The organism is Sphingomonas sp. GlSt437, from assembly GCF_048015635.2.
Classification (GTDB): domain Bacteria; phylum Pseudomonadota; class Alphaproteobacteria; order Sphingomonadales; family Sphingomonadaceae; genus Sphingomonas.
In genome coordinates this window covers 1,645,611-1,668,546 of sequence record NZ_JBPGYA010000001.1, presented here as the reverse complement: position 1 = coordinate 1,668,546, position 22,936 = coordinate 1,645,611, and the positions used below count along the sequence as shown (strand labels likewise).

The following is a 22,936-nucleotide window of genomic DNA, read 5'->3' as shown; positions in this document are numbered from 1 at the left end:
AGGGCATCTACCCCTCATCCCCACCAAACAGCGTGTCTTGCGTGCCGACCGGCGGGTTGAGGCCGAGATGCTTCCACCCGCCGGCATTAAGGCATCGCCCGCGCGCGGTGCGTGCGACGAGGCCGAGCTGGATAAGATAGGGTTCGATCACTTCCTCGATCGTGTCGCGCGGTTCGGACAGCCCCGCCGCGAGCGTTTCCACACCGACCGGCCCGCCGCGATAAATGTCGGCGATCATGGTGAGGTAGCGGCGGTCCATCGCATCGAGGCCCAGCCCATCGACCTCGAGCCGGTTGAGCGCCGCATCCGCCGCGCGCGCATCGACGACATCGTGCCCTGCGGCATGGGCAAAGTCGCGCACTCGCCGCAACAGCCGCCCGGCGATGCGCGGCGTGCCGCGGGCGCGCCGGGCTATTTCGCGCGCGCCATCGGGCGAAAGTGCCAGATCGAGCAGCCCTGCCGCGCGGGTGACGACCCGTTCCAGCTCATCGACGGTGTAGAAAGTGAGCCGCACCGGAATGCCGAACCGATCGCGCAGCGGCGTCGTCAGCAGCCCTTGCCGCGTCGTCGCGCCGACAAGGGTGAAGCGCGGCAGCTCGATGCGGACCGAGCGTGCCGACGGCCCCTCCCCGATCATCAAATCGAGCGCGCGGTCCTCCATCGCCGGGTAGAGCACTTCCTCGACTGCCGGCTGCAGCCGGTGAATCTCATCGATGAACAGGACGTCGCCGTCTTCGAGGTTGGTGAGCAGCGCCGCAAGATCACCCGATTTGGCAATGACCGGCCCCGATGTCGCGCGAAACCCCACCCCCATCTCCCGCGCGATGATCTGGGCAAGCGTCGTCTTGCCGAGCCCAGGGGGGCCGAAGAACAGCACATGGTCGAGCGCATCGCCGCGCGCGCGCGCCGCGTTGATGAACACCCGCAGATTCTCGCGCGCCGCCGCTTGCCCGACAAACTCGTCGAGCGATTTCGGGCGCAGCGCCGCGTCAGGGTCTTCGGGCCGGCGGGCGGGGGAGAGGAGGCGATCGTCGGTCATGATCAGGGTCGCGCCTCGCTACTTCGCTGCCTTGCGCAGCGCCAGCCGCACCAGCGCATCGAGGCCGGCGCCCGGCCCAAGCTCTTCTTCCGCCGCTGCCACTGCGGCCTGCGCTTCGGCGGGCTTGAAGCCGAGATTGCCGAGCGCCGACAGCGCATCGGCCGCCGCGCCGCCGCGCGATGGTGCCGAAGCCGCAGCGCCAGCGCCGACCGGCAGCACGCCTGCCTTGTCCTTCAACTCACGAACAATGCGCTCGGCGAGCTTCGGCCCGACGCCATTGGCGCGGGCGATCATTGCCTTGTCCTGCCGGGCCACGGCATCGGCGATCGCGGCGGGATCGAGCACCGACAGGATCGCCAGCGCCACGCGGGCGCCGACGCCCTGCACGCTGGTTAACAGCCGGAACCAGTCACGCTCGGCGGCGCTGGCAAAGCCGACCAGGCGAATGAAATCCTCGCCCACCAGCATCTCGGTGTGGAGCTGCACCGCTTCCCCGATCGCGCCCAGCGCATCGAGCGTTCGCGCCGAGCAGCTCGCCAGATAGCCCACGCCGGCCACGTCGATCACGACATGGTCGGGGCCTGTGGCAGCTAGGACGCCGTTGAGATGCGCAATCATGACGCGCGACCCTAGGGCAAGATCGCGCCGGTGGGAATCACCCTGGCGGGCTGAAGCCTCAGCTGCCGAATTCGGCGTGACGGTAGAGCAAGGTAATGGCGACGCGGCGGTTGCGCGGATCGGCGGCATTGTCGCGGATCATCGGTTCGCGATCGGCGACGCCTTCGATCCGGTCGAAGCGCGCATCGGGCAAGCCACCTTGCGCCAGCCGCCGGCGCGTCGCCTCGGCGCGGCCGCTCGACAGCAGCCAGTTATTCATGCCCTGCGGGTTTTGATAGGCGAGGCTGTCGGTGTGGCCGCGGATCATCAGCGTGTTGGGCAAATCCCGCACCGAGCCGGCGATCATGCCGATCAGCTTGTCGGCCTCAGGCTCGAGCACGGTCGTGCCCAGCGCGAACATCGAATAATCGGCATTGTCGACCAGATCGATGCGCAAGCCATCGCGCGTCGGCACGAAACGGACATGGTTGGCGAGCTTGTTAAGGCTGGGATTGGCCGAAATCGCCTGGCTCAGCTGGCGGTGGATGCGCTCGAAATTCTTGTGATCTTCCGCCGCGAGTTGCCGGTTCTTGAGCGAGCCGGTCTGGCCAGTGCCAACCTGGTTGCCGCCGACGGCATCGACCGGCACGGTCATCGACTTGGTGCCGGTCTGGGAGGCGCGGTGGGGGTAATTGTCGCGATCAACCAGCGAGGCGCCGCCGAACGGCCCATTCGAGCCGGCGCTGTTCTGCCGGAACTGGACGAGCGTCGGCGAGAAATAATCGGCGATCGCCTTGCGCTGCTTCTCGTTGGTGGCGCCGAGCAGCCACATCAACAGGAAGAACGCCATCATCGCGGTAACGAAATCGGCATAGGCGACTTTCCAGGCGCCGCCGTGGTGGCCGCCATGCCCCTCGATATAGACTTTCTTGACGATGATCTTGGGCGGCAGGTTGAGCCCGTGCGGTGCCCGCGCGGTGGCCATCAGCTGTCTCGATACGACGGAGAGTGCGGGAAGATTGTGGTCACGCGGAGGCGCGGAGGCCGCGGAGAGGTAGTGTTTGATCGCGTCAGCGATCCTGCAATTTCGACGCGCATTCCAAGCAGCTTCGCTGCAGTACGCGACGCCATCTCCGCGTCCTTCGCGCCTCCGCGTGAACCCAAAAATTCGTCATCAGCAAAGGCCATCGCGCCGACCATCGTCAGCGCCCCCTCAACCCGTCGAACACCTCGGCAAAGCCGGGCTGGTTCGAATGCGCGATCGACGAGCGCGCCGCCTCGATTACCAGCGGCTGCGGGTGGCCGTGGAGCGAGGCGATGATGATCTGCTTGACGACATGGTAGATCGCGGCATCCGCATCGACCACTTGCTTGATGCGGTTGGCCAGCGGGCCGACAATGCCATAAGCGAGCAGGACGCCCATGAACGTGCCGACCAGCGCCGAGCCGATCATCGCACCCAAAATGGCCGGCGGCTTGTCGATCGAGCCCATCGTCTTCACCACACCCAGCACGGCCGCGACGATGCCGAGCGCCGGCAGCGCATCGGCGAGCGAGGCCATCGTGCCACCAGGACCTTCGACTTCATGGTGGTGCGTCTTGATCGCGTTATCCATCACTTCCTCGACCGCATGCACGTCGAGCGTGCCCGACGAGACGACGACGAGCCGCAGCGTGTCGGCGATCAAGTTGACCAGCGTGTGGTCGGCGAGCAGGCGGGGATATTCGGCGAACACCGCGCTCGATTTCGGGTCCTCGACATGCGGCTCAAGCGCAATCGGCCCTTCGGTGCGCAGCATCTTCATCAGCTTGGAGACGAGGAAGATCGTGTCGAGATAATCCTGCTTCTTGTATTTCGGCCCTTTGAAGGCCTTCATGAAGCCACCGCCAAAGGCTTTCAGCTCCTTCATCGAATTGCCGATGATGAGCGCGCCCGTCGCCGCGCCGCCGATGATGAGCATTTCGTGCGGAATCGCTTCCATCACGGGCCCGAGCGCGCCGCCGGTGAAGGCGAAACCGCCAAACACCATGGCCAGCAGCACAACCAGACCAATGATTGGATACATTCCCCGCCAACTCCATTCAGCGCGGCCATCTTCGCCGCGCGGGGTACCCCGCAATTCAGCCCGTTATTGCCGACCGTTCCTCATTATTTGGTTACCAAGCCGGAAATTTTTTGGGCTTTCTGAGTAAAACCAAGCGCGATCTGCGCCCGGCCGAGCAGCAGCCATCAAACCAGCCTTCAATGAAGATAATTGAACAAGGACAATTGGCTGAGCTTGGTGAAGCTCGCCTGGGTTGCCTGCAGCACGGTCGATGTTTTCTGCAATTCGGTAATGGCAGCGGTGATGTCGGTATCCTGCAGCGCCGATTGCTCGGAGGCGCGCGTCGTCGCGGTGTCCTTGAGCCGCGTCTGCTCCAGATCGAGCCGGGCACTGCGCGCGCCGGCGGCGCTGCGCACGTCGGTGACTTGCGTCACCGCTGCATTGAGGCTGTCGAGCGCGCCCGCCGGCACCGGCGCGCCGCTTTCAAGCGCGGTGGCGAGATTGTTGAGCAGCGCGAACACGTCGGTCGTACCGCTTTGCGTCGGTACATTGCCGAAAATGCGGGTCGCCGTGTCGCTCGGCTGAATGCTGACATTGTTGCCGATCGGGATGCCCGATGGCGACCCCGATCCCACGAAGCTCACATTGCCCGACGAATCCTGCGTTACCGCCGTGGTGCCGGTCGCGCTGCCGAACAGCGGCTGGCCGCGCACGTCCGTGGTATTCGCCAGCCCGACCAGATCCTGCAGCGCCGCGCGAACATTGCCGGCAAGCGTCGCGCGGTCACTGGCGGAAAGCGTGCCATTCGAGGCCTGCACCGTCAGCTCCTGCACCTGCTGCAAGCGATCGGTGATGCTGCCAAGCGTGCTGTCGGCCTGTTGGATGATCGTATGTGCGAGCGTGATGTTGCTGCCCCACGCCGTATCGTCCACGCCTGCCTGATTGAGCGACGTCAATCGCTGGTAGCCGACCGCATCATCCGACGGCGCCGCGACCTTCTTGCCGCTCGAAATCTGCTCCTGCAGTTTGTCGACCTGCGCCTGCAACGCCTGAAACTGGCTGTTCGAGCGGTCATAATAGCGATTGGTGCTGATCTGCATCGCTTGAGGCCTTACCGGATCTGGAGGATCGACTGGAAAATGTCGCTGGCGGTCTGGATGACGCGGCTCGAGGCCTGATAGGCCTGCTGGAAGCGCAACAGATCGACCGCCTCGGCGTCGAGATTGACGCCCGAGACATTGTCGCGCGCCGCGACCGCACCGTCGTAAATCGTGCTCTGCGCGTCGGCGACTTGCTTGCGCGCGGTGAGCGTCGAGGCATTGGCCGCAATCGTGGTCGAGAGCGACGCTTCATAGCCGCCCGACTGGCGCACGGTCTCGAACGCGTTGATGTTGGTGTTGTCGCGCGTGCCGCCGCCCACCGCCGCCGCGGCGATCTGGTTGGGATCGGTGATGGCGACCGTGATGTCGGTCGGCGTCGCACCGGTCGCGAAGAAAGCGGCACCGGGATTGCCGGCAAGGTCGCGCCCCTGCGCTTGCACGTTGTTGATCGTGGCGGTGAAGTTGCTCGCGATCTGGTTGAGCGTCGATCGCGCATTGGCGAGCCGGCCGGCGCCTTCGCTCACCGCGGCCAGCGCGCCGCCGGTCGGGCTTAGCGTGCTCGTCACGCCTTGGCGCGACACGGTGAACGACACCGCGCCCGATCCATTGCGCGCATAGCCGATAAAGGCAGCAGTATCGCCGGCCAGCGCGACCGGGCCGCTGCTGTCGCCGAGCTGGAGCGTCACGCGACCGAGCGCATCGGTCGACACGGTGGTGTTGGTGATCGCACTGACCTGGCCGAGCAGCTGGTCGCGCTGGTCGAGCAGCTGCGCCGATGCCCCCGTGCCTGGCTGCGAGCGGCCAAGCCCGTCATTCACCTGGCCCAGCGACGCAAGCAGATTGTTGAGCTGGCCGATGGCGTTGTTGGCTGTGGTGTCGAGCTGGGTCGTCGCATCGTCGAGCGCCTTGCCGGTCAGCTGGAAAGCGCTTGCCACCGCCGAGCCTGCCTCGATTAGCGCGTTGCGCGGCGTGCTGGCGGTGGGATCGGCTGCGACCGTCTTGGCGGCGTTAAAAAAGCCGGTCAGGCTGTCCTGCAGCGTATTGCCGGAGAGCGCGGTCTCGATCGACTGGAGCCACGTCACGCTGCCCTGGCTGCGCGCGACATCGCTGCCCGCGGCGCGAACCGAGGCCTGGCGCAGATCATCGGCGGCGCGATTAATGCCCGTGACGGTAACGCCGCTGCCGGTCGAGCTGCTTGCCGAGGCGCGCGACGAGGTCGCGGTAATTTCTTGGAGCGTCGTCGTGCGGCGCGAATAGCCGGCGGTGCCCGCGTTGGAGATATTCTCCGACACGGTCGACAGCGCGGTCTGATAAGCGAGCACCCCGCTCGCGCCGACGGCGAGGAGGTCGCTCATTGGGCGGCTCCGTCAGCGGCACCCGGCGCCTGTAGGCTCGGCTGCGATTTCGCCAGGAAATCGCTCATCGCCTTGCCGATGCCGAGCGGCTGATGCGCCGCCATGTTCTGCGCGATCTTCTGATCCTGCAGCTCGCGGAACGTGTCGCCGGCCTTGGAGCCGAAGATATCATCAGCCAAATGCGCCGAGCGCATCGACTTCAGCATCATCTGCACGAAAATCGCTTCGAACTGCTGGCCCGCTTTCTGCAGATTCGCGCGCGTCGCGAGGCGACTGGTGTCGCTCGCGACGCTCGACACATCGAGCGGGCTCGCCACCGGGGCGATCGGAGAGACCGGATCGCTCACAGCACGATCAAGTCGGCTTTCAGCGCGCCGGCTTCCTTCAAGGCTTCAAGAATCGCGACCAGATCGGCAGGCGACGCGCCGATGGCGTTCATCGCCTTTACCACATCGGCAAGCTTGGGTCCCGGATCGAGCAGGAAAATGGGTTTCACTTCCTCGGTCACGCCCACGCTCGAATGCTGCTCGGTCTGGGTCTGGCCCTGACTGAACGGCGCCGGCTGGCTGACATGCTGTTTTTCATCAACGCGCACGGTGAGCTTGCCCTGGGTGACCGCCGCGGCGCCCAAGCGCACCGCCGAATTGATCACCACGGTACCCGTACGTGCGTTAACAATTACTCTCGCTGGCGGTTCGGCAGAGGTGACAGTGAGGTTCTCGATCTCGCTCATCAGCGCGGCGCGGAGATCAGCGCCGGCCGGCGCGATGATCGCCACCGAAACGCCATCGATCGCCTCCGCCCGGCCCGGCCCCAGCCGCGCGTTGACCGCAGCCGCGACATTCTGTGCAGTGGTAAAATCGGCATGCGCCAGATTGAAGGTGAGCGTCGGGCTGGTCGCAAAGCCGGTATCGACCGCGCGTTCGACCGTCGCTCCTTCCGGGATGCGCCCGGTCGAGGGCACGTTGATGACGATTTTCGAGCCATCGGCGCCATCAGCGCCCAGACCACCGACCGCGAGCGACCCTTGCGCCATCGCGTAGATCTGCCCGTCGGCACCGATCAGCGGCGTCATCACCAGCGATCCGCCGCGCAAGCTCTTGGCCTTGCCCAGCGCGGCGACGGTGATGTCGATGCGCTGACCAGGCTTGGCGAAAGGCGGCAATTCGGCAGTGATGATCACCGCCGCCGCGTTCTTGAGCGCCGGATTGGCGTTGGCCGGCAATTGCAGACCAAAGCGCGAGGCAACGCTTTTGAGCGATTGCACGGTATATTCGAGATTGTCGTCGCCTGTCCCCGGCAAGCCGACGACGATGCCATAGCCGGTCAGCTGGTTGGAGCGGATGCCCTGGAAGGTGCCCAGATCCTTGACGCGATCGGCGAGCGCCGGCTGCGCGACGAGCATCGCGGCGAGCAGGCCAAGGATCAGGCGAATGACGGCTTTCACGAGTTTTCCCCCAAAGCTCAGAACGGGCTGAGAATGCCGAAGAAGTGGGCAAGCCATCCCTGGCGCGCGGCGCGAGCGACATCGCCCTTGCCGGTGTAAGCGATCTGCGCGTCAGCAACGCGCGTCGATGGCACGCTGTTGTCCGCATCGACATCGGCCATGCGGACGATACCCCTGATCTGGATGAATTCGTCGCCGCGGTTGAGCGTGACGCGCTTTTCGCCCTGGACCAGCATCGTGCCGTTGGGGAAGACCTGCGCGACGGTAACGCTGACCGATCCCGACAGGCTGTTCGACTGGTCGGCAGTGCCCTGGCCGTTGAAACTGCGGTTGCCGCTGGCCTGCGCCATGCCGGGATCGAAAGCGAGCGGGCCGGTCTTGGGCGGCGTCAGGCCGATCCCACCGGTGCTGTCGAGCTTCGAACTCGATGATTTGGTGGCCGCGGTGCTTTCGACGAGGACGATGGTCAGCGGATCGCCGACCCGCTTGGCGCGCCAGCCCTCGTAGAGCGCCGAATAACCGGTCGATGCTTGATAGATCGATCCATTGGCCGGCGGCGGTGGCGGCGGCGCCATTGTCGGCACGGTAGTGGTGAAATCGGTCGCGGGCTTTTTCTTGCCAAACAGCTTCGCCTCGGCGCTGCCCGGCACGAGCAGGGCAGCGACCAAGGTGGCGACGGCGACGCCGCCCAGCGCGCGCGCGATGCGGCCGCGATCAGACATTCTGGTTGACATATTTGAGCATCTCGTCGGTCGCGTTGATCATCTTGGAATTGACCTCGTAAGCGCGCTGCGTCTCGATCATGTCGACGAGTTCCTCGACGACATTGACGTTGGAGCCCTCGAGCATGCCCTGGCGAATGTTGCCGCGCCCGTCTTGCCCGGCGATGCCGAGGCTCGGCGCGCCGCTCGCGGCGGTTTCGGTCAGGTAATTGTCGCCCTTGGCGGCCAGACCGGCGGCATTGGGGAACGTCGCGACTTGCACCTGGCCAAGCTGGGTCGGAGTCGACTGACCCGGGATCGTCGCCGAGACGGTGCCGTCATTGCCGACGGTGATCGAGGTTGCGGTCGGCGGAATGGTGATGCCCGGCTGGACCTGATAGCCCTCCGCCGTCACCAGCAAACCCTCGGCCGAGCGCGAGAAATTGCCTGCGCGGGTATAGCCCAACTGCCCCCCCGGCAGCTGGACCTGAAAATAGCCTTCACCATCGAGCGCCAGATCGAGCGAATTGCCCGTGGTCGCCAGCGTGCCTTGCGTATCGATCCGCGCGGTGCCGGCAATGCGGACACCGGTGCCGAGATTGAGGCCGATCGCGTATTTGGACTCGGCCGTGTTGGGCGCGCCGGCCTCTGTGATCGTCTGATACGCCAGCGTCTCGAACGCGGCGCGATCGCGCTTGAACCCCGTCGTGTTGACGTTGGCGAGGTTGTTCGAGATGACCCGCATGCGCATGTCCTGAGCGTCAAGCCCAGTCCGCGCGATCTGCATGGCGGCGTTACCCATTGCCCGCTCCTTCCCTTAACCCGGCAACCGCATCAGCGATGCGGCGCTTTCGTCCATGTTCTTGGCTTCCTTGACCAAATTGGCCTGCACTTCATATTCGCGCTGGTTCTGGATCATATCGATTAGGATCTGCGCCATGTTGACGTTCGATCCCTCGAGCGAACCCGACTGGACCTTGGCTTCCTGGTCTTGCGGCAACACGCCGCCGCCGCGCACGTGCAGCAGATTGTCGAGGCCCTTCACTGTCGCGGTGCCCTGAACCGACACCAGCTTCAGCTTGTCGATCGCTTGCGGCACGGCGCCGGGGCCACCGCCGGGGGGCACGATCAGCACCGATCCATCGGCGCCGATCGACACCTGCTGCGCCGGCGGCACGGTGATCGGGCCGGACTGGCCGATCACCGGAAAGCCGTCGCCGGTTTCAAGCACGCCCGACGGCGCGATCTGCAAGTCACCGCGGCGGGTATAGGCCTCCGCACCATCCGTTGCCTGCACGGCCAGCCATGCATCGCCGCTGATCGCGACGTCGAGCGGGCGGCCGGTGGCCTGAACAGCGCCGTTCTTGCGATCGGCGTCGATCACTTCTTCCGAGGTCGGCTGGCGCGTGTCGAAGCCGGGGCCGGTCACGTCCAAGCGATCGAACACCGTGCGATCGGCGCGAAAGCCCGTGGTCGCGATGTTCGCCATGTTGTTGGCGATCGCGGCCTGGGCGGCCATATGGCCCTTCATGCCCGATGCAGCGGTGTAGATCAGCTTGTCCATGGCCTCGGCCCCTCAGCCCCTTTGCGTTACTGGATCTGGAAGATCGTCTGCGAAATCTGGCTGGAGGTTTCGAGCGCCTTGGCGTTCGCCTGGAACGTGCGCTGCGCGGCGATGAGCCCAACCAGTTCTTCGGTGATGTCAACGTTCGAGCGCTCGACGGTGCCTGACAGCAGGCCGCCAAAGCCGTTCGAATTCGCCTGGCCAAGAATGGGCGCGCCCGAAACGCCGGTCGACGACCAAGTGCTATCGCCCAACTGGCGCAGGCCAGTGGGGTTGGCGAAATTGACGAGAACGACCTTGCCAAGCACCTTGGTGTCGCCGTTCGAAAAGCTTGCCTTGACGACGCCATTGGCATCGACAGCGACGCCCTGAAGCTGGCCGACCGCGACGCCGTTCTGCGTCGAATTGGTCACTTCGAACGAGCCTGCTGCCTGCTTCGTGGTGGTCAAGTCGACCGACAGCGTTTGTGGCGCAGCACCGCTTGCGGGGGTGAAGGCATCGAAGCTCGTCGCGCCCGCGGGCGAGGTCAACTTGCCGGTTGCGTCGAAGCTGAGCGTCACCGGGTTGGTCGAGCCACCGACTTTCAGCTGCTGGTCGCCGACAAAGCTATAGGCGCTCCACGTGCTCGGCGTGCCCGTGCTGGTGCGGACGAAATAATTGGTCAGCGTTTGCGGGTTGCCGTTCGCATCATAGATCGTGGTCGACGACGAGGCATTGTAGCTCGACGGATCGAAGCGGTTGAACGTCGTGGTCGTCGGGATCGGCCCGGTCGATGGCAAGCTCGCCGTCAAGCCGACAGTGCTCGTGGCAACCGGCGTGCCGCTCGCCTCGGGTAGGCGTAGCGCGGTCGCCGACGCAAGCGTGGTTGCGACGACATTGCCGCTACCATCAACCGGATAGACCAGCACATGCGCGCCTTCCGAATTGGTGACATAATGGTTGGCATCGACGAGGAACGCGCCGTTGCGGGTGTAATTGACGTCGACCTGATCGAGCGACGGCTTCACCGCGAAGAAGCCGTCCCCCGAAATCGCGAGGTCGAGCGACGAAGACGATTGCACCAGATTGCCCTGGCTGAATTCCTGGCGATTGCCCTTCACCACCACGCCCGAGCCGATCTGCGACGTCGGGTCCTGCGACACCGAAGACGCGATGACATCGGCGAATTCGGAACGGCTTTTCTTGAAGCCGTTGGTCGAGACGTTCGCAAGGTTGTGCGAAATGACCGAAAGATCGGTCTGTGCTGCCTGAAGGCCGCTGAGCGAAGTGTAGAACGACATGGCCTTATCTCCTGCCAAAGATGGTTAATATTTCGTATGAGCGCGTCTTCATCCCACTTGCCGGACGTCGCTGGTCGGCACCGTGCCGAGACCCGGGAGCGACAGCACCGGCGCGCCATTTGCTGGCAGCGAAACCGAGTTGACTGGCGCCCAGACAAGCGGCTGGGCCGTCACCGCCTTGCCATTGGCGTTGGCGCTGACGACGATCTTGAACGGGCCGTTGCCGGCAGCGGCACCGCTGTCAGTGGTGCCGTCCCAATCGAAATTGACGGTGCCCTTGCTGTGCGCGCCCAAATCCTGCGTCTTCAGCACCTGGCCGTCGGGCGTCTCGATCGCGACCTTGAGGTCGGTCGCATCGTCGCCGAGCTCGACCGCGCCGGCGATCCCGCCCGAGGTGCGCGGATAAGCCGTGGTGCCCGGCACCAGCACATTATGCCCGACATAAGCCAGCGCATCGCTGGTGCTGGTCTTGCCGCCTTGCGACGACAGCTGATCCTGGATCGCCTTCAGCGTCGTGTTGATCTCGCTGATGCCCGAGACCTGCGAGAATTGCGCCAGCTGAGTCAGCTGCTGGGTCGCATCAACGGGGCTGGTCGGGTCCTGGTTCTGCAGCTGTGCGGTCAGCAGCTTGATGAAGTCCGACGAGGTCAGATTGTTGGCATTGGTTGCCGACTGCACCTTGGGCGCGGCATTGCTGCGCGTGATGCCCAGGCTCGCCAGCGTGGTGTCAAAATTCGAAGCCATCGTCAGTGTCCGAGCTTGAGGGTATCGAGGATCAGGGTCTTGGCGGTTTCCATGACCTGAACGTTGTTCTGGTAGCTGCGCGCCGTCTCCATCATGTCGACGAACTCGCGGGTCTCATCGACGGCGGCGTCGTAGACATTGCCATCCTTGTCAGCGAGCGGGTTGGAGGGGTCGTAGCGCTTGGCGGGTTCTTCGCCCGCCGTTACGATGCGTTCGACATTGACGGTCGACAGCCCCGTCGCCTGATCGAACTGGGTACGGAAGACCGGCTTGATCGAGCGATACGCCGCGTCCGCGCTCGATGCCGAGACGCCGACATTAGCGAGGTTCGACGCGGTCGTGTTGAGCCGCACGAGCTGCGCCGACATGGCGCGGCCGGCGACATCGAAAATGGTGAGCGGACGATCGGCCATCTTATTCGCCTCTCAACGCGCGGGTGATTTCGCCGATGCGGCCGTTCAGGAACGACAGGGTCGTCTGATATTGCACCGCGTTTTCGGCAAAGGCGGTCTGCTCGGTCGCGAGTTCGACGGTGTTGCCGTCGAGCGAGGGCATAGTCGGGTTGCGATAGAGCGTAGCGCTGTCAAACGCGCGATCGGTCGAGCTCGTGCCCGACGTCGCTTGCGCGAGCGCTTGCGAGAAGTCGATATCGCGGGCTTTGTAGCCCGGGGTCGAGGCGTTGGCGATGTTCGACGCCAGCAGCCCCATGCGCCGCGAGCGCAGCTCGAGTGCCGCGCCGTCGATCCCGAAAAGAAGGTCGTTTGCCACCGTGGCGAACTCCACACCTATATGCCTGCGCGTATTCCAAGCAATCACCGTGCCAATTTGGGCTGAGGCGATGGAAATCGGTTGGGGGCGAGAGAGATGGGGCAGAAGCGGCAAGATTTTGCCGGTGGGCGGCAAAGCTTGCCGGGCGGTTGCCGGGCAGATCGACGTCTCCATCACCCCGGCCTGGAGCCGGGGTCTCGCTATTACTGGGCACGGAAAGAAGCGGGACCCCGGCGCAAGGCCGGGGTGACGGGGTTTGGGATGTCTGCCATCCGTTTGGCCCGACCCTTGCTACGCGATGCGCATGTCTTCTCCGCCGCTTGTCGCGCTCAGCGCCTTTGTCGATCCCACCGCCATCGCGATCGTCGCGGGCGGCACGCTGCTGGCCACGGCGTTGCGCACGCCGTTTGCCGACCTCACGCGGGGCGCGGCAGCGCTCGGCGTGCTCGGCCGCAAGCGCTACCGCGCCGACGAAGCGATCACCCAGGTCAACGCGCTTGGCCGCATCGCCCAGCGCCACGGGATGCTCGCGCTCGACCGCTCGCGGATCGCCGATCCCGATATCGCCGCCGCCGTTGCGGTGATCATCGATGGCGGCGAAGCGGCCGAGGTCGAACAGCGGCTCGCCGATCGCTTCCGCGCCCGCGCCGACCGTCACCTCGCCGCTGCCGAAATGTGGGCGGGTGCTGCCGAAGTCGCGCCTGCCATGGGCATGGTCGGTACGCTGGTCGGCCTGGTCCGCATGTTCGCCGCAATGACCGATACCGCGACGATCGGTGCGGCGATGGCGACCGCGTTGCTCGCGACGCTGTATGGCGCCGTACTCGGCAATCTGGCGCTGATGCCCATCGCCACACGGCTCAAGCGGCTGGCGCGCGCCGAGGCGATCGAGCGCCTGCGCCTGATGGTGCCGCTCGCCGAGTTCGCGACGCGCGAAGCGCCCCGCCGGCTGACCGCCGCGCCATCGGTGGCGGCATGACCAGCGCCGACGCGCTCAGCTATTTCGATCGCGCCGAGGCAGCACCGGCGCGGCCGCTCTGGCTGATCACGCTGGCCGATCTGTCGCTGCTGCTCGTCGGCTTCTTCGTGCTGCTGCAGGCGAACCAGCATCTCGATCGCAAAGCGCTCGCCAAGGGATTGCGCGACGGCTTCGGCGCTGCCCCCTGGATCGATGCGCCGCATCCGCTGCCCGTCGCATCGGCGTCGGTCACCGGCTTTGCGCGCGGCTCGGCGGTGCTGCCGGATAATGGCACCGCAATCATTCGCTGGGCGACGACGATGACACGCGACCCGCGCACCATGCTGGTTATCACCGGCAGCGCCGACGATGCGGCAGGCGATGTCGACGCCACGACCGGCAGCGGCGCGGTGCTTGCTGCCGATCGCGCTCGCGCTGTCGGCGCCGAGCTCGCGCGCGCGCTGCCCGGCGTCCGTCTGTCGATCGCCGCTGCCGGCCAGGGCCGCGCCGGCGCCGTTACCGTCACTTTGGGATTTGCCGGCGATCCGAAGTCGCCGTCGATTGCATCAGGCAAGGGGGAATGAGGATGACCCGTCGCTCTATACATCTGGCCATGGTCGCGCTCGCTGCAACCTGCGCCGCGCCAAGTACAGCTCAATCGACTTTTCAGGACACGACCGCGCTCGACATGGCGGTCGAGGGCTTTACCGGCCGCCCGGTCGGCACCGAGGGCGGCGCGCGCGCCGCGGTCGACAAGCGGCTCAAGCTCGGCGCCTGCCCGACGGTCGCGCTCTCCTGGTATGGCGCGACGCACGACGCCGTCATGATCCGCTGCGGCAGCCCCGAATGGCGGTTGTTCGTGCCGGTCATCGCCGCACCGCCTGCCCCCGCGCCGGCCGGTGTGCCGCTCGTGCCCGTGAGCCGGCCAGTCGTCGTCATCAAGCGCGGCGACCCGGTGACAATCGAAGTCAACGCCCCCGGTTTCGTCATCACGCGCGACGGCATCGCCATGTCGGACGCCGTCCAGGGCGGGCGCTTCCTCGTCGATGTCGACGGCAACGGCAAGAAGCCGGTGCAGGCCGTCGCGCTCGAAGCCGGACGGGCAACGCTGCCCGGCTGGACCAATTAAATTTTTCCTAAAGGTGGCGCCAATGCGGTCGTTCTTGCCCATAAGGACAGAACCCAGAGGGTGGAAGCATGGTAGACCCCATCGGCGCCAAGCCTGTTGCGGCCAGCGATCGCCGCTCGACCCCAGTCGAGCCGACGAGCGTGTCGACGCAGGTCGCGACGGTAGCGGCGCAAGTCGCCCCTGCCGCGGCGACGGCGACTGTTGCCGCAACCACCGTGTCGGTCGCGCGTTCGCTCGCGGCGAAGCCCCCGGTCGATCTGGAGCGGGTCGAGCGCATTCGCACCGCCATCCAGCGCGGCACGTATCCGATTACCCCCGAAACTATCGCCGATCGGCTGATCGCACTCAAGCTTGGATGGCCGCCGCATGACCCGTCGTGATGCCTTGGTCCGCGTGATCGACGCGCTCCACGCCGAGATCGCCGCGCTGAAATCGAACGATGTCGCCGCACTCGAGCGCGCGACGCAAGTCAAGCTCGGCTATATCGATGCCGTCGCCAACGCGCCCGACCAGGGCGTGCCCTCGCCCGAGCTCAAGCAGCTCGCGCAGGAAGCGCAGCGGCTCAACGAAACCTGCCGCATCTACGTCAACCTGATGGCGGCAAATGTGCGCCGCCGCCTGCAACAGATTGCCGGTCTGGACGGCGCGGGTTACCGGCCGGGCTCGGGCGCGCTGGCTTAAGACGCTCTTCCGCCCCCACTATCTTCAATGGTCTGAGTTGGCACGATCTTTGCTGATCTGATCCCCGTTAGGGGAAAAGCAGTTGGGATCGATGGGCATCAATCCACTCAGCGCGACGACCGGCTCGATCCAGTCGGCCATCGCGATTGCCAGCCAGAAGACCGGCATCGACTTCAATTACCTGCTCGGGCAGGCGCAAGTCGAAAGCGGGTTGCGCGCCGACGCGCGCGCGCGCGGATCAAGCGCGAGCGGGCTTTATCAGTTTATCGACCAGAGCTGGCTCAAGGTCGTCAAGCAGCATGGCGCCGAGCATGGCATTGCCTGGGCTGCCGACGCGATCCAGCCCGGCGCCAATGGCCGGCTGACGGTGAACGACCCCAGCTTGCGCCAGCAAATCCTCAATCTGCGCAGCGATCCCCAGCTTTCCGCGCTGATGGCGGCCGAGCACGCTGCCGACAACAAGAGCGCGATCGAACAAGCGACGGGCCGCCAGGCGACCGGCACCGATCTATATATGGCGCATTTCCTCGGCCTGGGCGGCGCGCGCTCGTTCCTGACGACACTGTCCTCGACGCCCGACCGGATCGGCGCGGCGATGTTCCCGGCGGCGGCGCGCAACAACCGCTCGATCTTCTATTCGAGCGACGGCCAGCCGCGCACGCTATCGGAAATCTACCAGAATCTCTCGGCCCGGCTCGACAAGGGCGCGGCCGCCGTCGGCGCAACTGGTCTGGCTTCAGCGACGTTGAGTGGTGCCGGCGCCGGCGCCAGCGGCTTTGCCGGCCAGGCGCAGACGGTGCTCGCCGCGCTCACCACCGGCAATAGCGACGCGACGACGATCATCCCTGGCACCGGCGAAGCTTCGCCGAGCAACGCGCTCAACTGGGCGCATGCGACGCTCGACCAGCTGAACGGCGGCTCGCGCGTGGTCACGGCGGCGAGCAACGCCGCCACCTCCATTTTGCGCCCGACGCCCAAGCTCGCGCGGCTCGCTTATATGATGCTCGCGGGCATGGGGGTCTAAGCCCATGAACCTGACGCTGCCCGGTTTCGGCAATCTCCCCGCTTTGGCGCGCGGCGCGGCACTGCCCGTCGCGATCCTGCTGCTCGTTCTGTTGATGGTCGTGCCGCTGCCGGCGGCCGCGCTCGACTTCTTCTTCATCCTCAACATCACGATCAGCCTGGCGGTGCTGATGGTCGCGCTCAACGCGAAGAAGCCGCTCGATTTCTCGGCGTTCCCGACCGTGCTGCTGTTCGCCACGCTGTTCCGGCTGTCGCTCAACGTCGCCTCGACGCGCGTCGTGCTCGTCCATGGCCATGAGGGCGAAGGCGCCGCCGGGCGCGTGATCGAATCCTTCGGCAGCTTCCTCATCGGTGGCGATTATGTCGTCGGACTGTTCGTCTTCTCGATCCTGGTGATCATCAACCTGATCGTCGTCACCAAGGGCGCGGGCCGCGTCTCCGAAGTGTCGGCGCGTTTCACCCTCGATGCCTTGCCCGGCAAGCAGATGGCGATCGACGCCGACTTGAACGCTGGCCTGATCACGCCCGACGAAGCCAAGGCGCGCCGCGTCGAAGTTGCGACTGAGGCGGATTTCTACGGCTCGATGGACGGTTCGTCCAAATTCGTGAAGGGCGACGCGATTGCGGGCCTGCTGATCCTCGCCGCCAACATCGTCGGCGGCTTGATCCTGGGTCCGGTCAGCCATGGCATGAGCTTGGGCGACGCCGCGCACAATTACGTGCTGCTCGCGATCGGCGATGCGCTGGTCGCGCAGCTCCCCAGTCTGATGCTGTCGATCGCCGCCGCCGCGATCGTGACGCGGGTGACGAGCAGCCAGGACCTGGCGGGCCAGATCGGCACTCAGTTCGGCGCGTCGGCCACCTGGATTCCGGTTGCCGGCATTCTGGCATTGCTCGGCGTGCTGCCCGGCATGCCGCATATCGTCATTCTGCCGGCAGCGGCAGCCGCCGGTTATGTCGCTTACCGCCTGCGCACGATCGAAAAGCGCCCGCCCCCGGTCGCCGCCGAGCCCGCCGCGCCGATCGATCTCTCGCGGATCAACTGGGACGAAGTGACCGACGCGATCCAGGTCAATATCGATATCGGTTATGGCCTGGTGCCGCTGGTCGATGAGCGGCGCGGCAGCCCGCTCACCGGTCGCATCACTGGCGTCCGCCGCCAGCTTTCCAAGGAACTGGGTTTCGTCGTGCCGCAAGTGCGCGTGCGCGACGATATCAATCTGGCACCTTATACCTATCGGCTTGTCATTGGCGGCATCGTCGTCGGCGAAGATGTCGTCTCGCCCGACGAAATGCTCGCGCTCGATACCGGCCAGGCAGTCGGCTCGCTCAACGGCAAGGCAGCGAAGGACCCGACTTTCGGGCTTGCGGCGACGTGGATCATGCCCGGTGACGCGGATGCCGCGACCGGCCAGGGCTTTCTGGTCGTCGATGCGAGCACCGTTATCGCCACGCACCTCAACCACGTCCTCAACCAGAACGCGTCGGACCTGCTCGGCCCGGACGAAGTGCAGAATCTGCTCGACGGCCTGAAAGAGCGCGCCGCCAGCCTGGTTGCGTCGCTCACCCCGACGCCGGTGCCGCTCACCACGCTGACACAAGTGCTGAAGGGCCTGCTGGCGGAAGGCATCGCGCTCAAGGAATTCCGCCGCATCGCCGCTGCCATCGCGGTTGCCGCACAGCGCACGCTCGACCCCGAGGAACTGATTGAGGCGATCCGGCCTGAGCTGGGCGCGCTGATCATCCAGAAACTGTGCGGCGTGCGCGAGCCGCTGCGGGTGATGACGCTCGAAGGCCAGCTCGAAGGGCTGCTCGGCCAGGCGATGCGCGCCGACACCTCGCGCCGCCATACGATTGAGCCCGATCTCGGCCGCCGTATCGTCGATGCACTGCAACAGGCCGCGCGCCCGCTGATCGCCGAGGCCAAACCGTTCGCGCTCGTCGTCCAGCCGGCGATTCGGCTCGCGATCCGCAAGCTGGTCAAGACCTGCCTGCCCGACACGCCGGTCATGAGCTTCTTCGAAGTGCCCGAGGACAAGTCGGTCGAGGTCGTCGCCATCATCGGCGCGCCGGGAGCGCTGCCGGCATGACGGTTCAGCCCAATCCCGAAAGCTTCCGCCCCGACCTGACTTATGGCCGGGACGGCAGCCAGAACGGCGCGCTCGACGCATTGGCGCGCCAGCATCTGCCGATGATCCGGCGGCTGGCGTGGCACGTCCATGGCAGCATGAGCAGCATCGTCGATATCGAGGATCTGGTGCAGATCGGCCTCGTCGCGCTGGTCGAGGGCGCCCAGAGCTTTGAGCATCGGGGACAAGTGACCTTTGCCCAATATCTCCAGACGCGGGTGCGCGGCGCGATGATCGATGAGCTGCGCCGCCAGGCGACGCTGACGCGTGGCGCAATGCGCCGCCGGCGCGCCTATAACGAAGTCGTCGCGACGCTGGCGCGCGAAAGCGGCGCGCCGCCTGCCGAGGCGGCGATCGCTGAGCGGCTCGGCATCAGCATCGAGAAGCTGCGCAGCGACTACGCAACCGCCGAGGCAATCCGCTTCGAAACGATCGACGATGTCTATTCGGACGACCTGCCCTGGTTCATGAGCGACGAGCCCAACGCATTCGACCAGCTCGCCGAGGCCGATCTGCGCACGGCGCTCGTCGCCGCGATCGCCGCGTTGCCCGAACGCGAAGCGCAAGTCGTGCAGCTTTATTATGTCGAGGAGTTGAACCTCGAGGAAATCGGCCTGGTCCTCGGCGTCGGTGCTGCGCGCATCTGCCAGATCAAGGCATCCGCGCACGCCAAGCTGAAAAAGGCGCTGGCGAAAGCGGCTTGAGCACAAAGCAAATTGAGATGCGCCGCGCGGTTTGACCGTCCTCCCGCCAAGATGTAGACTGCAGCGGCATCCGTTCGGGGGGAATCGTGATGTGTCCCGCGCCGGTCCGTTTCGCCATCATGCTCCTGGCCTCGATAGCTGCGCCTGCGATACACGCGCAGTCAGTTGCTGCGCCAGCGCCACCTCCCAAGGTTGATCCCTCGCTAATCCCTGGAATGCGCGCGCAGCTGGCGGCTGCCACGGCCGAAGCACAGGCCCAGACCGAAAAGGCCGATCTGCTGCATCGCGAGCTGGACCAGCGCATGGCGGAAAAGGGACGCTGGCAAGCGCAGACCGCCGATGTCGACAAGGACAGGGCGCTGCTGGAGCGGAATCTCGCAGATTGGGAAGCCGAAGGCAGTCGCTACAAGGCTGCGGTCGACGCACACAACGCCAGATTAGGCAGCATTGGCAATGACCCTGCTGCGGCTGCTGCGTACAACGCCGAGAAGGCCGAGGGCGATGCCTGGCAGTCCCGGCTCCAGGCAGGGCTCGTGCGTTTACAACAGGCTGAGGCCGACCTCGAGACGCGCTATGGAGAAATCGAGAAGCAAGTGGCCGCGCTCAATGCGCGGATTGCGGAGCTTTCCGATCAAACCAGACAAGCGCGCGACGCGGCAACCATCGCGCAAGCGCAAGCGGACTATCTGAAAGGCGTATTGGCGGCACAAGACGCCATACCCTGATCGTGCTGCGCCAGGGCCCTCGCTGTCCCTATCGATAACCAAAACCCCGACGATCCGCTGGGGATCGCCGGGGTAATGTTTGCTCTCGCCGGACCGGGTCCGAGAGGGCTGGGCGGCTCCGGCACCCGGTTAGGGGGGCGGTGCCGGAGCCGTACTCGTTGCCGCTTAGCGGAGCAGCTGCAGCACGTTCTGCTGGCTCTGGTTCGCCTGGGCGACCAGCGCCTGCGACGCCTGGCTCAGGATCTGTTCCTTGGCCAGCTGGCTGGTTTCGGTCGAGAAGTCGACGTCTTCGATGCGGCTGCGCGCGTCGGTCAGGTTGGCAACCGCGCTGGTCAGGCTGTTGACGACCGAGCTCAGACGGCTCTGGCCGGCACCCAGCGACGCACGGGTCGTGTTGACCGCGGTCAGCGCGGTGTCGACATTGCCGAGCGCGGTGGTGGCACCAGCCGCAGTGCTGATGTCCGACACAATCGCGCTGGTGAGGTCGAAGCCCGTGATCGTCAGCGTGGTCGTGTCGGTCGAGCCCGAGCCGGTCTGGATCTTGACCGTCTGGTCGGTCGTGCCGAACAACGCGACGCCGTTGAACTTGCTGCCGTTGAGCGTCGTCAGCTGCTGGGTCAGCTGGGTAACTTCGGTATTGAGGTTGGTGCGGTCCGAATTTTGATAGGTACCCGAAGCCGACTGAACCGCCAGCTCGCGGATGCGCTGCAGAATGTTGGTGACTTCACCCAGATAGCCATCGGCGGTCTGAGCGAGCGCGATGCCGTCATTGGCATTGCGGATCGCCTGGTTCTGGCCGCGGATCTGCGACGTGAACGAGGTGGCGATCGCCAGGCCGGCGGCGTCGTCGCCGGCGTTGTTGATGCGCTTGCCGGTCGACAGGCGCTCGATGCTCTTCTGCAGCGCGACAGTCGCCGCGTTCTGCGCATTGGCCGCTTTCAGCGCGGCCACATTGGTTCCGATAACGGTCATGTCCAAATCTCCATTTGCTCTGCGCCCCTGCCGCCCCCCAAGGGAAAGGGCTGAGCCGCTACAGCCATGAACGACCGTGCGGTGCGGGCCTTAAGCAAAAAAAATTGAGTGGGCATTGAAGCGGGCCGAATGGCGATTTTATTAGCGTTATAAAGGGTTAGATCATAGTCGCCGCACCAGGCCCGGCACCATTTAGCCAGCCCGATCACCAGAACGGGTAGCGCTTTCCGCCGGCACGAGGCGGAAAGAATTTGCCGGCAGCCGGCATATTTACGCTTGGTTTACCATGTCCGGGGCAAAACGCCGCTTGTCCTTAGGGGGAAGCAATGCCGAGTATTTTCCCATCTGCCGCGATCCTCGATCAGAAATACGCGCTGCTCTCGTCGCTGCGCGCGCAGGGCTATGAGATTGCCTCCCCTGCCGAGGGACGCCCCGCCAGTGGCGACTTGTTCCTGATCGCCGCGGGCGAAGTGCCCACCGCGCCGGCCCGCACGCTGATCCTTGGTGACGAGGGTCGCGCGATCACGCCGTGGCGCGATGGCGCCGCCGCGCGCATCGCTTATCCCGCCCAGGATGCGAATGTTGGTGATGCTTTCGTTCGCGCGATGATCGCCGGACCCGACGCGCCAACCGCCGCCGATCCCGAAAGCCTCGCCCTGTTTACCCTGGCCGAGCGCGTTGCCGCCGCCGACATCACCGTGCTCATCAACGGACCCACCGGCACCGGCAAGGAAGTGCTGGCGCGGACCATCCACCTGCAATCCGCGCGGCGCAACGGCCCGTTCATCGCGATCAATTGCGCGGCGCTCCCTGAAACGATGCTGGAAGCTTTGCTGTTCGGCCACCAGAAGGGCGCGTTCACCGGCGCCTCCTCAGGCGGCGAGGGCTTCTTCCGCGCGGCGAACGGCGGCACGCTGCTGCTCGACGAAATTGCCGAGATGCCGGTCTCGCTGCAGGCCAAGTTGCTGCGCGCCCTGCAGGAGCGCGAGGTGGTGCCGCTCGGCGCGTCGACGCCCGAGCCGATCGATGTCCGCGTTATCGCTTGCGCCAACCGCGATTTGCAGGGCGAAGTCGCGGCCGGTCGCTTCCGCCAGGACCTTTATTATCGCCTCAGCGTCTTCCCGCTGACGACCAAGCCGCTCGCCGATCGCCCGCAGGACATCTCGGCGCTCGCCGCCGCGCTGGTGCTGCGTCACGCCAGCCAGCGCACGCTGGTGCCGTGGATCGACCAATCGGCGATCGACGCGCTGATGGCGCATGACTGGCCCGGCAACGTCCGCGAGCTCGACAATGTCATCCAGCGCGCGCTGCTCTTCGCTGCCGGCGACACGATCACCGCGGGCCATATCCTGTTCGACCGCCCCGCGCCTGCCCGCATCGATCGCGATGCCGCGCCGGCGACGCTCGGCAATATCGTCCAGATGAGCGAATTCCAGGCGATCCGCGACACGCTGGCGGCGTGCGGCGGCAGCCGCATCGAGACCGCGCGGCGGCTCGGCATTTCCGAACGCACGCTGCGCTATCGCCTCGCAAAGGCACGCGAGCAGGGCGAACAGATTTTCCCCAACACTAACCGGGTGGCATCGGCATGAGCGGGATCAACGGCATCGGCGGCGCGGGCGGCATTGACCGCATCATGGCCTTGCGCGCCCAAATTCTCGAGCAGAACCAGGCGCTGCAGCGCGCAAGCCAGCAGGCCAGCGCGACCAATGCGGCGCCGGTCACGAGCGCCGGCCAGCCCGCGCCGGCGGCAGCCAACAGCTTCAGCGCGGCGTTCAACCAGGCGCTGGGTGCGGTTAACGACCAGCAGAACAGCGCCGGCCAGCTTTCCGAAGCGTATCAGCGCGGCGAGAATGTCGACATCGCCAAAGTGATGCTCGCCCGCCAGCAAGCATCGGTCAGCTTCGAAGCGACGCTGCAAGTCAGGAACAAGCTCTTGTCCGCGTACAAGGACATTATGAGCATGCCGGTCTGA

27 protein-coding genes are annotated in these 22,936 nt (G+C 65.6%); 11 read left to right on the top strand and 16 right to left on the bottom strand.

Annotated elements, in window-relative coordinates:
* Positions 1-7: 7 nt before the first annotated feature.
* From ruvB to flgB, 15 genes are all read right to left on the bottom strand, one after another.
* Positions 8-1,039, bottom strand: coding sequence for a Holliday junction branch migration DNA helicase RuvB (gene ruvB / locus ACLB0R_RS08255; RefSeq protein WP_416642786.1), 1,032 nt, complete (start codon positions 1,037-1,039; stop codon positions 8-10).
* Between the two features lie 18 nt (positions 1,040-1,057).
* On the bottom strand, positions 1,058-1,657 hold the full coding sequence (ruvA, locus tag ACLB0R_RS08250; RefSeq protein WP_416642785.1) for a Holliday junction branch migration protein RuvA: 600 nt from the start codon (positions 1,655-1,657) through the stop codon (positions 1,058-1,060).
* Positions 1,658-1,715: 58 nt separating this feature from the next.
* The gene (locus ACLB0R_RS08245) at positions 1,716-2,621 is read right to left on the bottom strand and encodes a flagellar motor protein MotB (RefSeq protein ID WP_416642784.1); all 906 of its coding nucleotides are present in this window, start codon (positions 2,619-2,621) and stop codon (positions 1,716-1,718) included.
* Between the two features lie 217 nt (positions 2,622-2,838).
* The gene (gene motA / locus ACLB0R_RS08240) at positions 2,839-3,702 is read right to left on the bottom strand and encodes a flagellar motor stator protein MotA (protein WP_416642783.1); all 864 of its coding nucleotides are present in this window, start codon (positions 3,700-3,702) and stop codon (positions 2,839-2,841) included.
* 176 nt (positions 3,703-3,878) lie between these two features.
* Complete coding sequence (gene flgL / locus ACLB0R_RS08235; RefSeq protein WP_416642782.1) at positions 3,879-4,781, bottom strand: flagellar hook-associated protein FlgL; 903 nt, start codon at positions 4,779-4,781, stop codon at positions 3,879-3,881.
* Between the two features lie 11 nt (positions 4,782-4,792).
* Positions 4,793-6,136: a flagellar hook-associated protein FlgK gene (flgK, locus tag ACLB0R_RS08230; RefSeq protein WP_416642781.1), complete on the bottom strand. Its 1,344-nt coding sequence runs from the start codon at positions 6,134-6,136 to the stop codon at positions 4,793-4,795.
* The gene (locus ACLB0R_RS08225; RefSeq protein WP_416642780.1) at positions 6,133-6,483 is read right to left on the bottom strand and encodes a rod-binding protein; all 351 of its coding nucleotides are present in this window, start codon (positions 6,481-6,483) and stop codon (positions 6,133-6,135) included. Before ACLB0R_RS08225 ends, flgK begins: the two co-directional genes overlap by 4 nt.
* Positions 6,480-7,541, bottom strand: coding sequence for a flagellar basal body P-ring protein FlgI (locus tag ACLB0R_RS08220; protein WP_416643044.1), 1,062 nt, complete (start codon positions 7,539-7,541; stop codon positions 6,480-6,482). The genes ACLB0R_RS08225 and ACLB0R_RS08220 overlap by 4 nt, the downstream gene beginning before the upstream one ends.
* Positions 7,542-7,600: 59 nt before the next feature.
* Positions 7,601-8,305 (bottom strand): flagellar basal body L-ring protein FlgH, encoded by a 705-nt coding sequence (locus tag ACLB0R_RS08215; RefSeq protein ID WP_416642779.1) that lies wholly within the window; start codon positions 8,303-8,305, stop codon positions 7,601-7,603.
* Positions 8,298-9,086 carry a flagellar basal-body rod protein FlgG gene (flgG, locus tag ACLB0R_RS08210; protein WP_416642778.1) on the bottom strand — a complete coding sequence of 263 codons (789 nt, stop codon included), beginning with the start codon at positions 9,084-9,086 and terminating at the stop codon, positions 8,298-8,300. Before flgG ends, ACLB0R_RS08215 begins: the two co-directional genes overlap by 8 nt.
* Before the next feature lie 15 nt (positions 9,087-9,101).
* The gene (locus ACLB0R_RS08205; RefSeq protein WP_416642777.1) at positions 9,102-9,848 is read right to left on the bottom strand and encodes a flagellar basal body rod protein FlgF; all 747 of its coding nucleotides are present in this window, start codon (positions 9,846-9,848) and stop codon (positions 9,102-9,104) included.
* Between the two features lie 26 nt (positions 9,849-9,874).
* Positions 9,875-11,128: a flagellar hook protein FlgE gene (locus ACLB0R_RS08200; protein ID WP_416642776.1), complete on the bottom strand. Its 1,254-nt coding sequence runs from the start codon at positions 11,126-11,128 to the stop codon at positions 9,875-9,877.
* Between the two features lie 48 nt (positions 11,129-11,176).
* Positions 11,177-11,872, bottom strand: a complete 696-nt coding sequence (locus ACLB0R_RS08195) for a flagellar hook assembly protein FlgD (protein ID WP_416642775.1) — start codon at positions 11,870-11,872, stop codon at positions 11,177-11,179.
* A 2-nt stretch (positions 11,873-11,874) separates the two neighbouring features.
* On the bottom strand, positions 11,875-12,285 hold the full coding sequence (flgC, locus tag ACLB0R_RS08190; RefSeq protein WP_416642774.1) for a flagellar basal body rod protein FlgC: 411 nt from the start codon (positions 12,283-12,285) through the stop codon (positions 11,875-11,877).
* 1 nt (position 12,286) lies between these two features.
* Positions 12,287-12,640 carry a flagellar basal body rod protein FlgB gene (flgB, locus tag ACLB0R_RS08185; protein ID WP_434953829.1) on the bottom strand — a complete coding sequence of 118 codons (354 nt, stop codon included), beginning with the start codon at positions 12,638-12,640 and terminating at the stop codon, positions 12,287-12,289.
* Positions 12,641-12,944: 304 nt separating this feature from the next.
* On the opposite strand from flgB, the gene ACLB0R_RS08180 reads away from it, so the two are divergent.
* The 9 genes from ACLB0R_RS08180 (at position 12,945) to ACLB0R_RS08140 (ending at position 19,989) form a co-directional block, all read left to right on the top strand.
* Positions 12,945-13,619 carry a motility protein A gene (locus ACLB0R_RS08180; RefSeq protein WP_416642773.1) on the top strand — a complete coding sequence of 225 codons (675 nt, stop codon included), beginning with the start codon at positions 12,945-12,947 and terminating at the stop codon, positions 13,617-13,619.
* Entirely contained in the window at positions 13,616-14,182 is a 567-nt protein-coding gene (locus ACLB0R_RS08175) for a flagellar motor protein MotB (RefSeq protein WP_416642772.1), read from the top strand. Before ACLB0R_RS08180 ends, ACLB0R_RS08175 begins: the two co-directional genes overlap by 4 nt.
* Before the next feature lie 2 nt (positions 14,183-14,184).
* Positions 14,185-14,727, top strand: a complete 543-nt coding sequence (locus tag ACLB0R_RS08170) for a hypothetical protein (RefSeq protein ID WP_416642771.1) — start codon at positions 14,185-14,187, stop codon at positions 14,725-14,727.
* A gap of 68 nt (positions 14,728-14,795) precedes the next feature.
* Entirely contained in the window at positions 14,796-15,107 is a 312-nt protein-coding gene (gene flgM, locus ACLB0R_RS08165) for a flagellar biosynthesis anti-sigma factor FlgM (protein WP_416642770.1), read from the top strand.
* Entirely contained in the window at positions 15,094-15,408 is a 315-nt protein-coding gene (locus tag ACLB0R_RS08160) for a flagellar protein FlgN (RefSeq protein WP_416642769.1), read from the top strand. Before flgM ends, ACLB0R_RS08160 begins: the two co-directional genes overlap by 14 nt.
* Positions 15,409-15,499: 91 nt before the next feature.
* The gene (locus ACLB0R_RS08155; RefSeq protein ID WP_416642768.1) at positions 15,500-16,432 is read left to right on the top strand and encodes a lytic transglycosylase domain-containing protein; all 933 of its coding nucleotides are present in this window, start codon (positions 15,500-15,502) and stop codon (positions 16,430-16,432) included.
* A gap of 4 nt (positions 16,433-16,436) precedes the next feature.
* Positions 16,437-18,521, top strand: coding sequence for a flagellar biosynthesis protein FlhA (gene flhA / locus ACLB0R_RS08150; RefSeq protein ID WP_416642767.1), 2,085 nt, complete (start codon positions 16,437-16,439; stop codon positions 18,519-18,521).
* Entirely contained in the window at positions 18,518-19,264 is a 747-nt protein-coding gene (locus ACLB0R_RS08145) for a FliA/WhiG family RNA polymerase sigma factor (protein ID WP_416642766.1), read from the top strand. Before flhA ends, ACLB0R_RS08145 begins: the two co-directional genes overlap by 4 nt.
* 215 nt (positions 19,265-19,479) lie before the next feature.
* A complete protein-coding gene (locus ACLB0R_RS08140; RefSeq protein ID WP_416642765.1) occupies positions 19,480-19,989 on the top strand; it encodes a hypothetical protein in 510 nt (169 codons plus the stop codon).
* 165 nt (positions 19,990-20,154) lie between these two features.
* Here ACLB0R_RS08140 and ACLB0R_RS08135 read toward each other — a convergent pair whose 3' ends face one another.
* Positions 20,155-20,961 carry a flagellin gene (locus tag ACLB0R_RS08135; protein ID WP_416642764.1) on the bottom strand — a complete coding sequence of 269 codons (807 nt, stop codon included), beginning with the start codon at positions 20,959-20,961 and terminating at the stop codon, positions 20,155-20,157.
* Between the two features lie 326 nt (positions 20,962-21,287).
* Here ACLB0R_RS08135 and ACLB0R_RS08130 point away from each other — a divergent pair, with 326 nt between their 5' ends.
* A complete protein-coding gene (locus tag ACLB0R_RS08130) occupies positions 21,288-22,553 on the top strand; it encodes a sigma-54 interaction domain-containing protein (protein ID WP_416642763.1) in 1,266 nt (421 codons plus the stop codon).
* The gene (fliE, locus tag ACLB0R_RS08125; RefSeq protein WP_416642762.1) at positions 22,550-22,936 is read left to right on the top strand and encodes a flagellar hook-basal body complex protein FliE; all 387 of its coding nucleotides are present in this window, start codon (positions 22,550-22,552) and stop codon (positions 22,934-22,936) included. Before ACLB0R_RS08130 ends, fliE begins: the two co-directional genes overlap by 4 nt.

Excerpts from the sequence above, each read along its gene's own strand:
- ACLB0R_RS08245 (WP_416642784.1), bottom strand. The coding sequence starts at position 2,621 with ATGGCCACCGCGCGGGCACCGCACGGGCTCAACCTGCCGCCCAAGATC.
- ruvA (WP_416642785.1), bottom strand. The coding sequence starts at position 1,657 with ATGATTGCGCATCTCAACGGCGTCCTAGCTGCCACAGGCCCCGACCAT.
- ACLB0R_RS08220 (WP_416643044.1), bottom strand. The coding sequence starts at position 7,541 with ATGCTCGTCGCGCAGCCGGCGCTCGCCGATCGCGTCAAGGATCTGGGC.
- ACLB0R_RS08180 (WP_416642773.1), top strand. The coding sequence starts at position 12,945 with ATGTCTTCTCCGCCGCTTGTCGCGCTCAGCGCCTTTGTCGATCCCACC.
- flgC (WP_416642774.1), bottom strand. The coding sequence starts at position 12,285 with ATGGCCGATCGTCCGCTCACCATTTTCGATGTCGCCGGCCGCGCCATG.
- ACLB0R_RS08205 (WP_416642777.1), bottom strand. The coding sequence starts at position 9,848 with ATGGACAAGCTGATCTACACCGCTGCATCGGGCATGAAGGGCCATATG.
- flhA (WP_416642767.1), top strand. The coding sequence starts at position 16,437 with ATGAACCTGACGCTGCCCGGTTTCGGCAATCTCCCCGCTTTGGCGCGC.
- ACLB0R_RS08135 (WP_416642764.1), bottom strand. The coding sequence starts at position 20,961 with ATGACCGTTATCGGAACCAATGTGGCCGCGCTGAAAGCGGCCAATGCG.
- flgG (WP_416642778.1), bottom strand. The coding sequence starts at position 9,086 with ATGGGTAACGCCGCCATGCAGATCGCGCGGACTGGGCTTGACGCTCAG.
- ACLB0R_RS08140 (WP_416642765.1), top strand. The coding sequence starts at position 19,480 with ATGCGCGCGCAGCTGGCGGCTGCCACGGCCGAAGCACAGGCCCAGACC.
- ruvB (WP_416642786.1), bottom strand. The coding sequence starts at position 1,039 with ATGACCGACGATCGCCTCCTCTCCCCCGCCCGCCGGCCCGAAGACCCT.
- ACLB0R_RS08215 (WP_416642779.1), bottom strand. The coding sequence starts at position 8,305 with ATGTCTGATCGCGGCCGCATCGCGCGCGCGCTGGGCGGCGTCGCCGTC.
- ACLB0R_RS08130 (WP_416642763.1), top strand. The coding sequence starts at position 21,288 with ATGCCGAGTATTTTCCCATCTGCCGCGATCCTCGATCAGAAATACGCG.
- fliE (WP_416642762.1), top strand. The coding sequence starts at position 22,550 with ATGAGCGGGATCAACGGCATCGGCGGCGCGGGCGGCATTGACCGCATC.
- ACLB0R_RS08145 (WP_416642766.1), top strand. The coding sequence starts at position 18,518 with ATGACGGTTCAGCCCAATCCCGAAAGCTTCCGCCCCGACCTGACTTAT.
- ACLB0R_RS08155 (WP_416642768.1), top strand. The coding sequence starts at position 15,500 with ATGGGCATCAATCCACTCAGCGCGACGACCGGCTCGATCCAGTCGGCC.
- flgM (WP_416642770.1), top strand. The coding sequence starts at position 14,796 with ATGGTAGACCCCATCGGCGCCAAGCCTGTTGCGGCCAGCGATCGCCGC.
- ACLB0R_RS08195 (WP_416642775.1), bottom strand. The coding sequence starts at position 11,872 with ATGGCTTCGAATTTTGACACCACGCTGGCGAGCCTGGGCATCACGCGC.
- ACLB0R_RS08170 (WP_416642771.1), top strand. The coding sequence starts at position 14,185 with ATGACCCGTCGCTCTATACATCTGGCCATGGTCGCGCTCGCTGCAACC.
- flgL (WP_416642782.1), bottom strand. The coding sequence starts at position 4,781 with ATGCAGATCAGCACCAATCGCTATTATGACCGCTCGAACAGCCAGTTT.
- motA (WP_416642783.1), bottom strand. The coding sequence starts at position 3,702 with ATGTATCCAATCATTGGTCTGGTTGTGCTGCTGGCCATGGTGTTTGGC.
- flgK (WP_416642781.1), bottom strand. The coding sequence starts at position 6,136 with ATGAGCGACCTCCTCGCCGTCGGCGCGAGCGGGGTGCTCGCTTATCAG.
- ACLB0R_RS08200 (WP_416642776.1), bottom strand. The coding sequence starts at position 11,128 with ATGTCGTTCTACACTTCGCTCAGCGGCCTTCAGGCAGCACAGACCGAT.
- ACLB0R_RS08160 (WP_416642769.1), top strand. The coding sequence starts at position 15,094 with ATGACCCGTCGTGATGCCTTGGTCCGCGTGATCGACGCGCTCCACGCC.
- ACLB0R_RS08175 (WP_416642772.1), top strand. The coding sequence starts at position 13,616 with ATGACCAGCGCCGACGCGCTCAGCTATTTCGATCGCGCCGAGGCAGCA.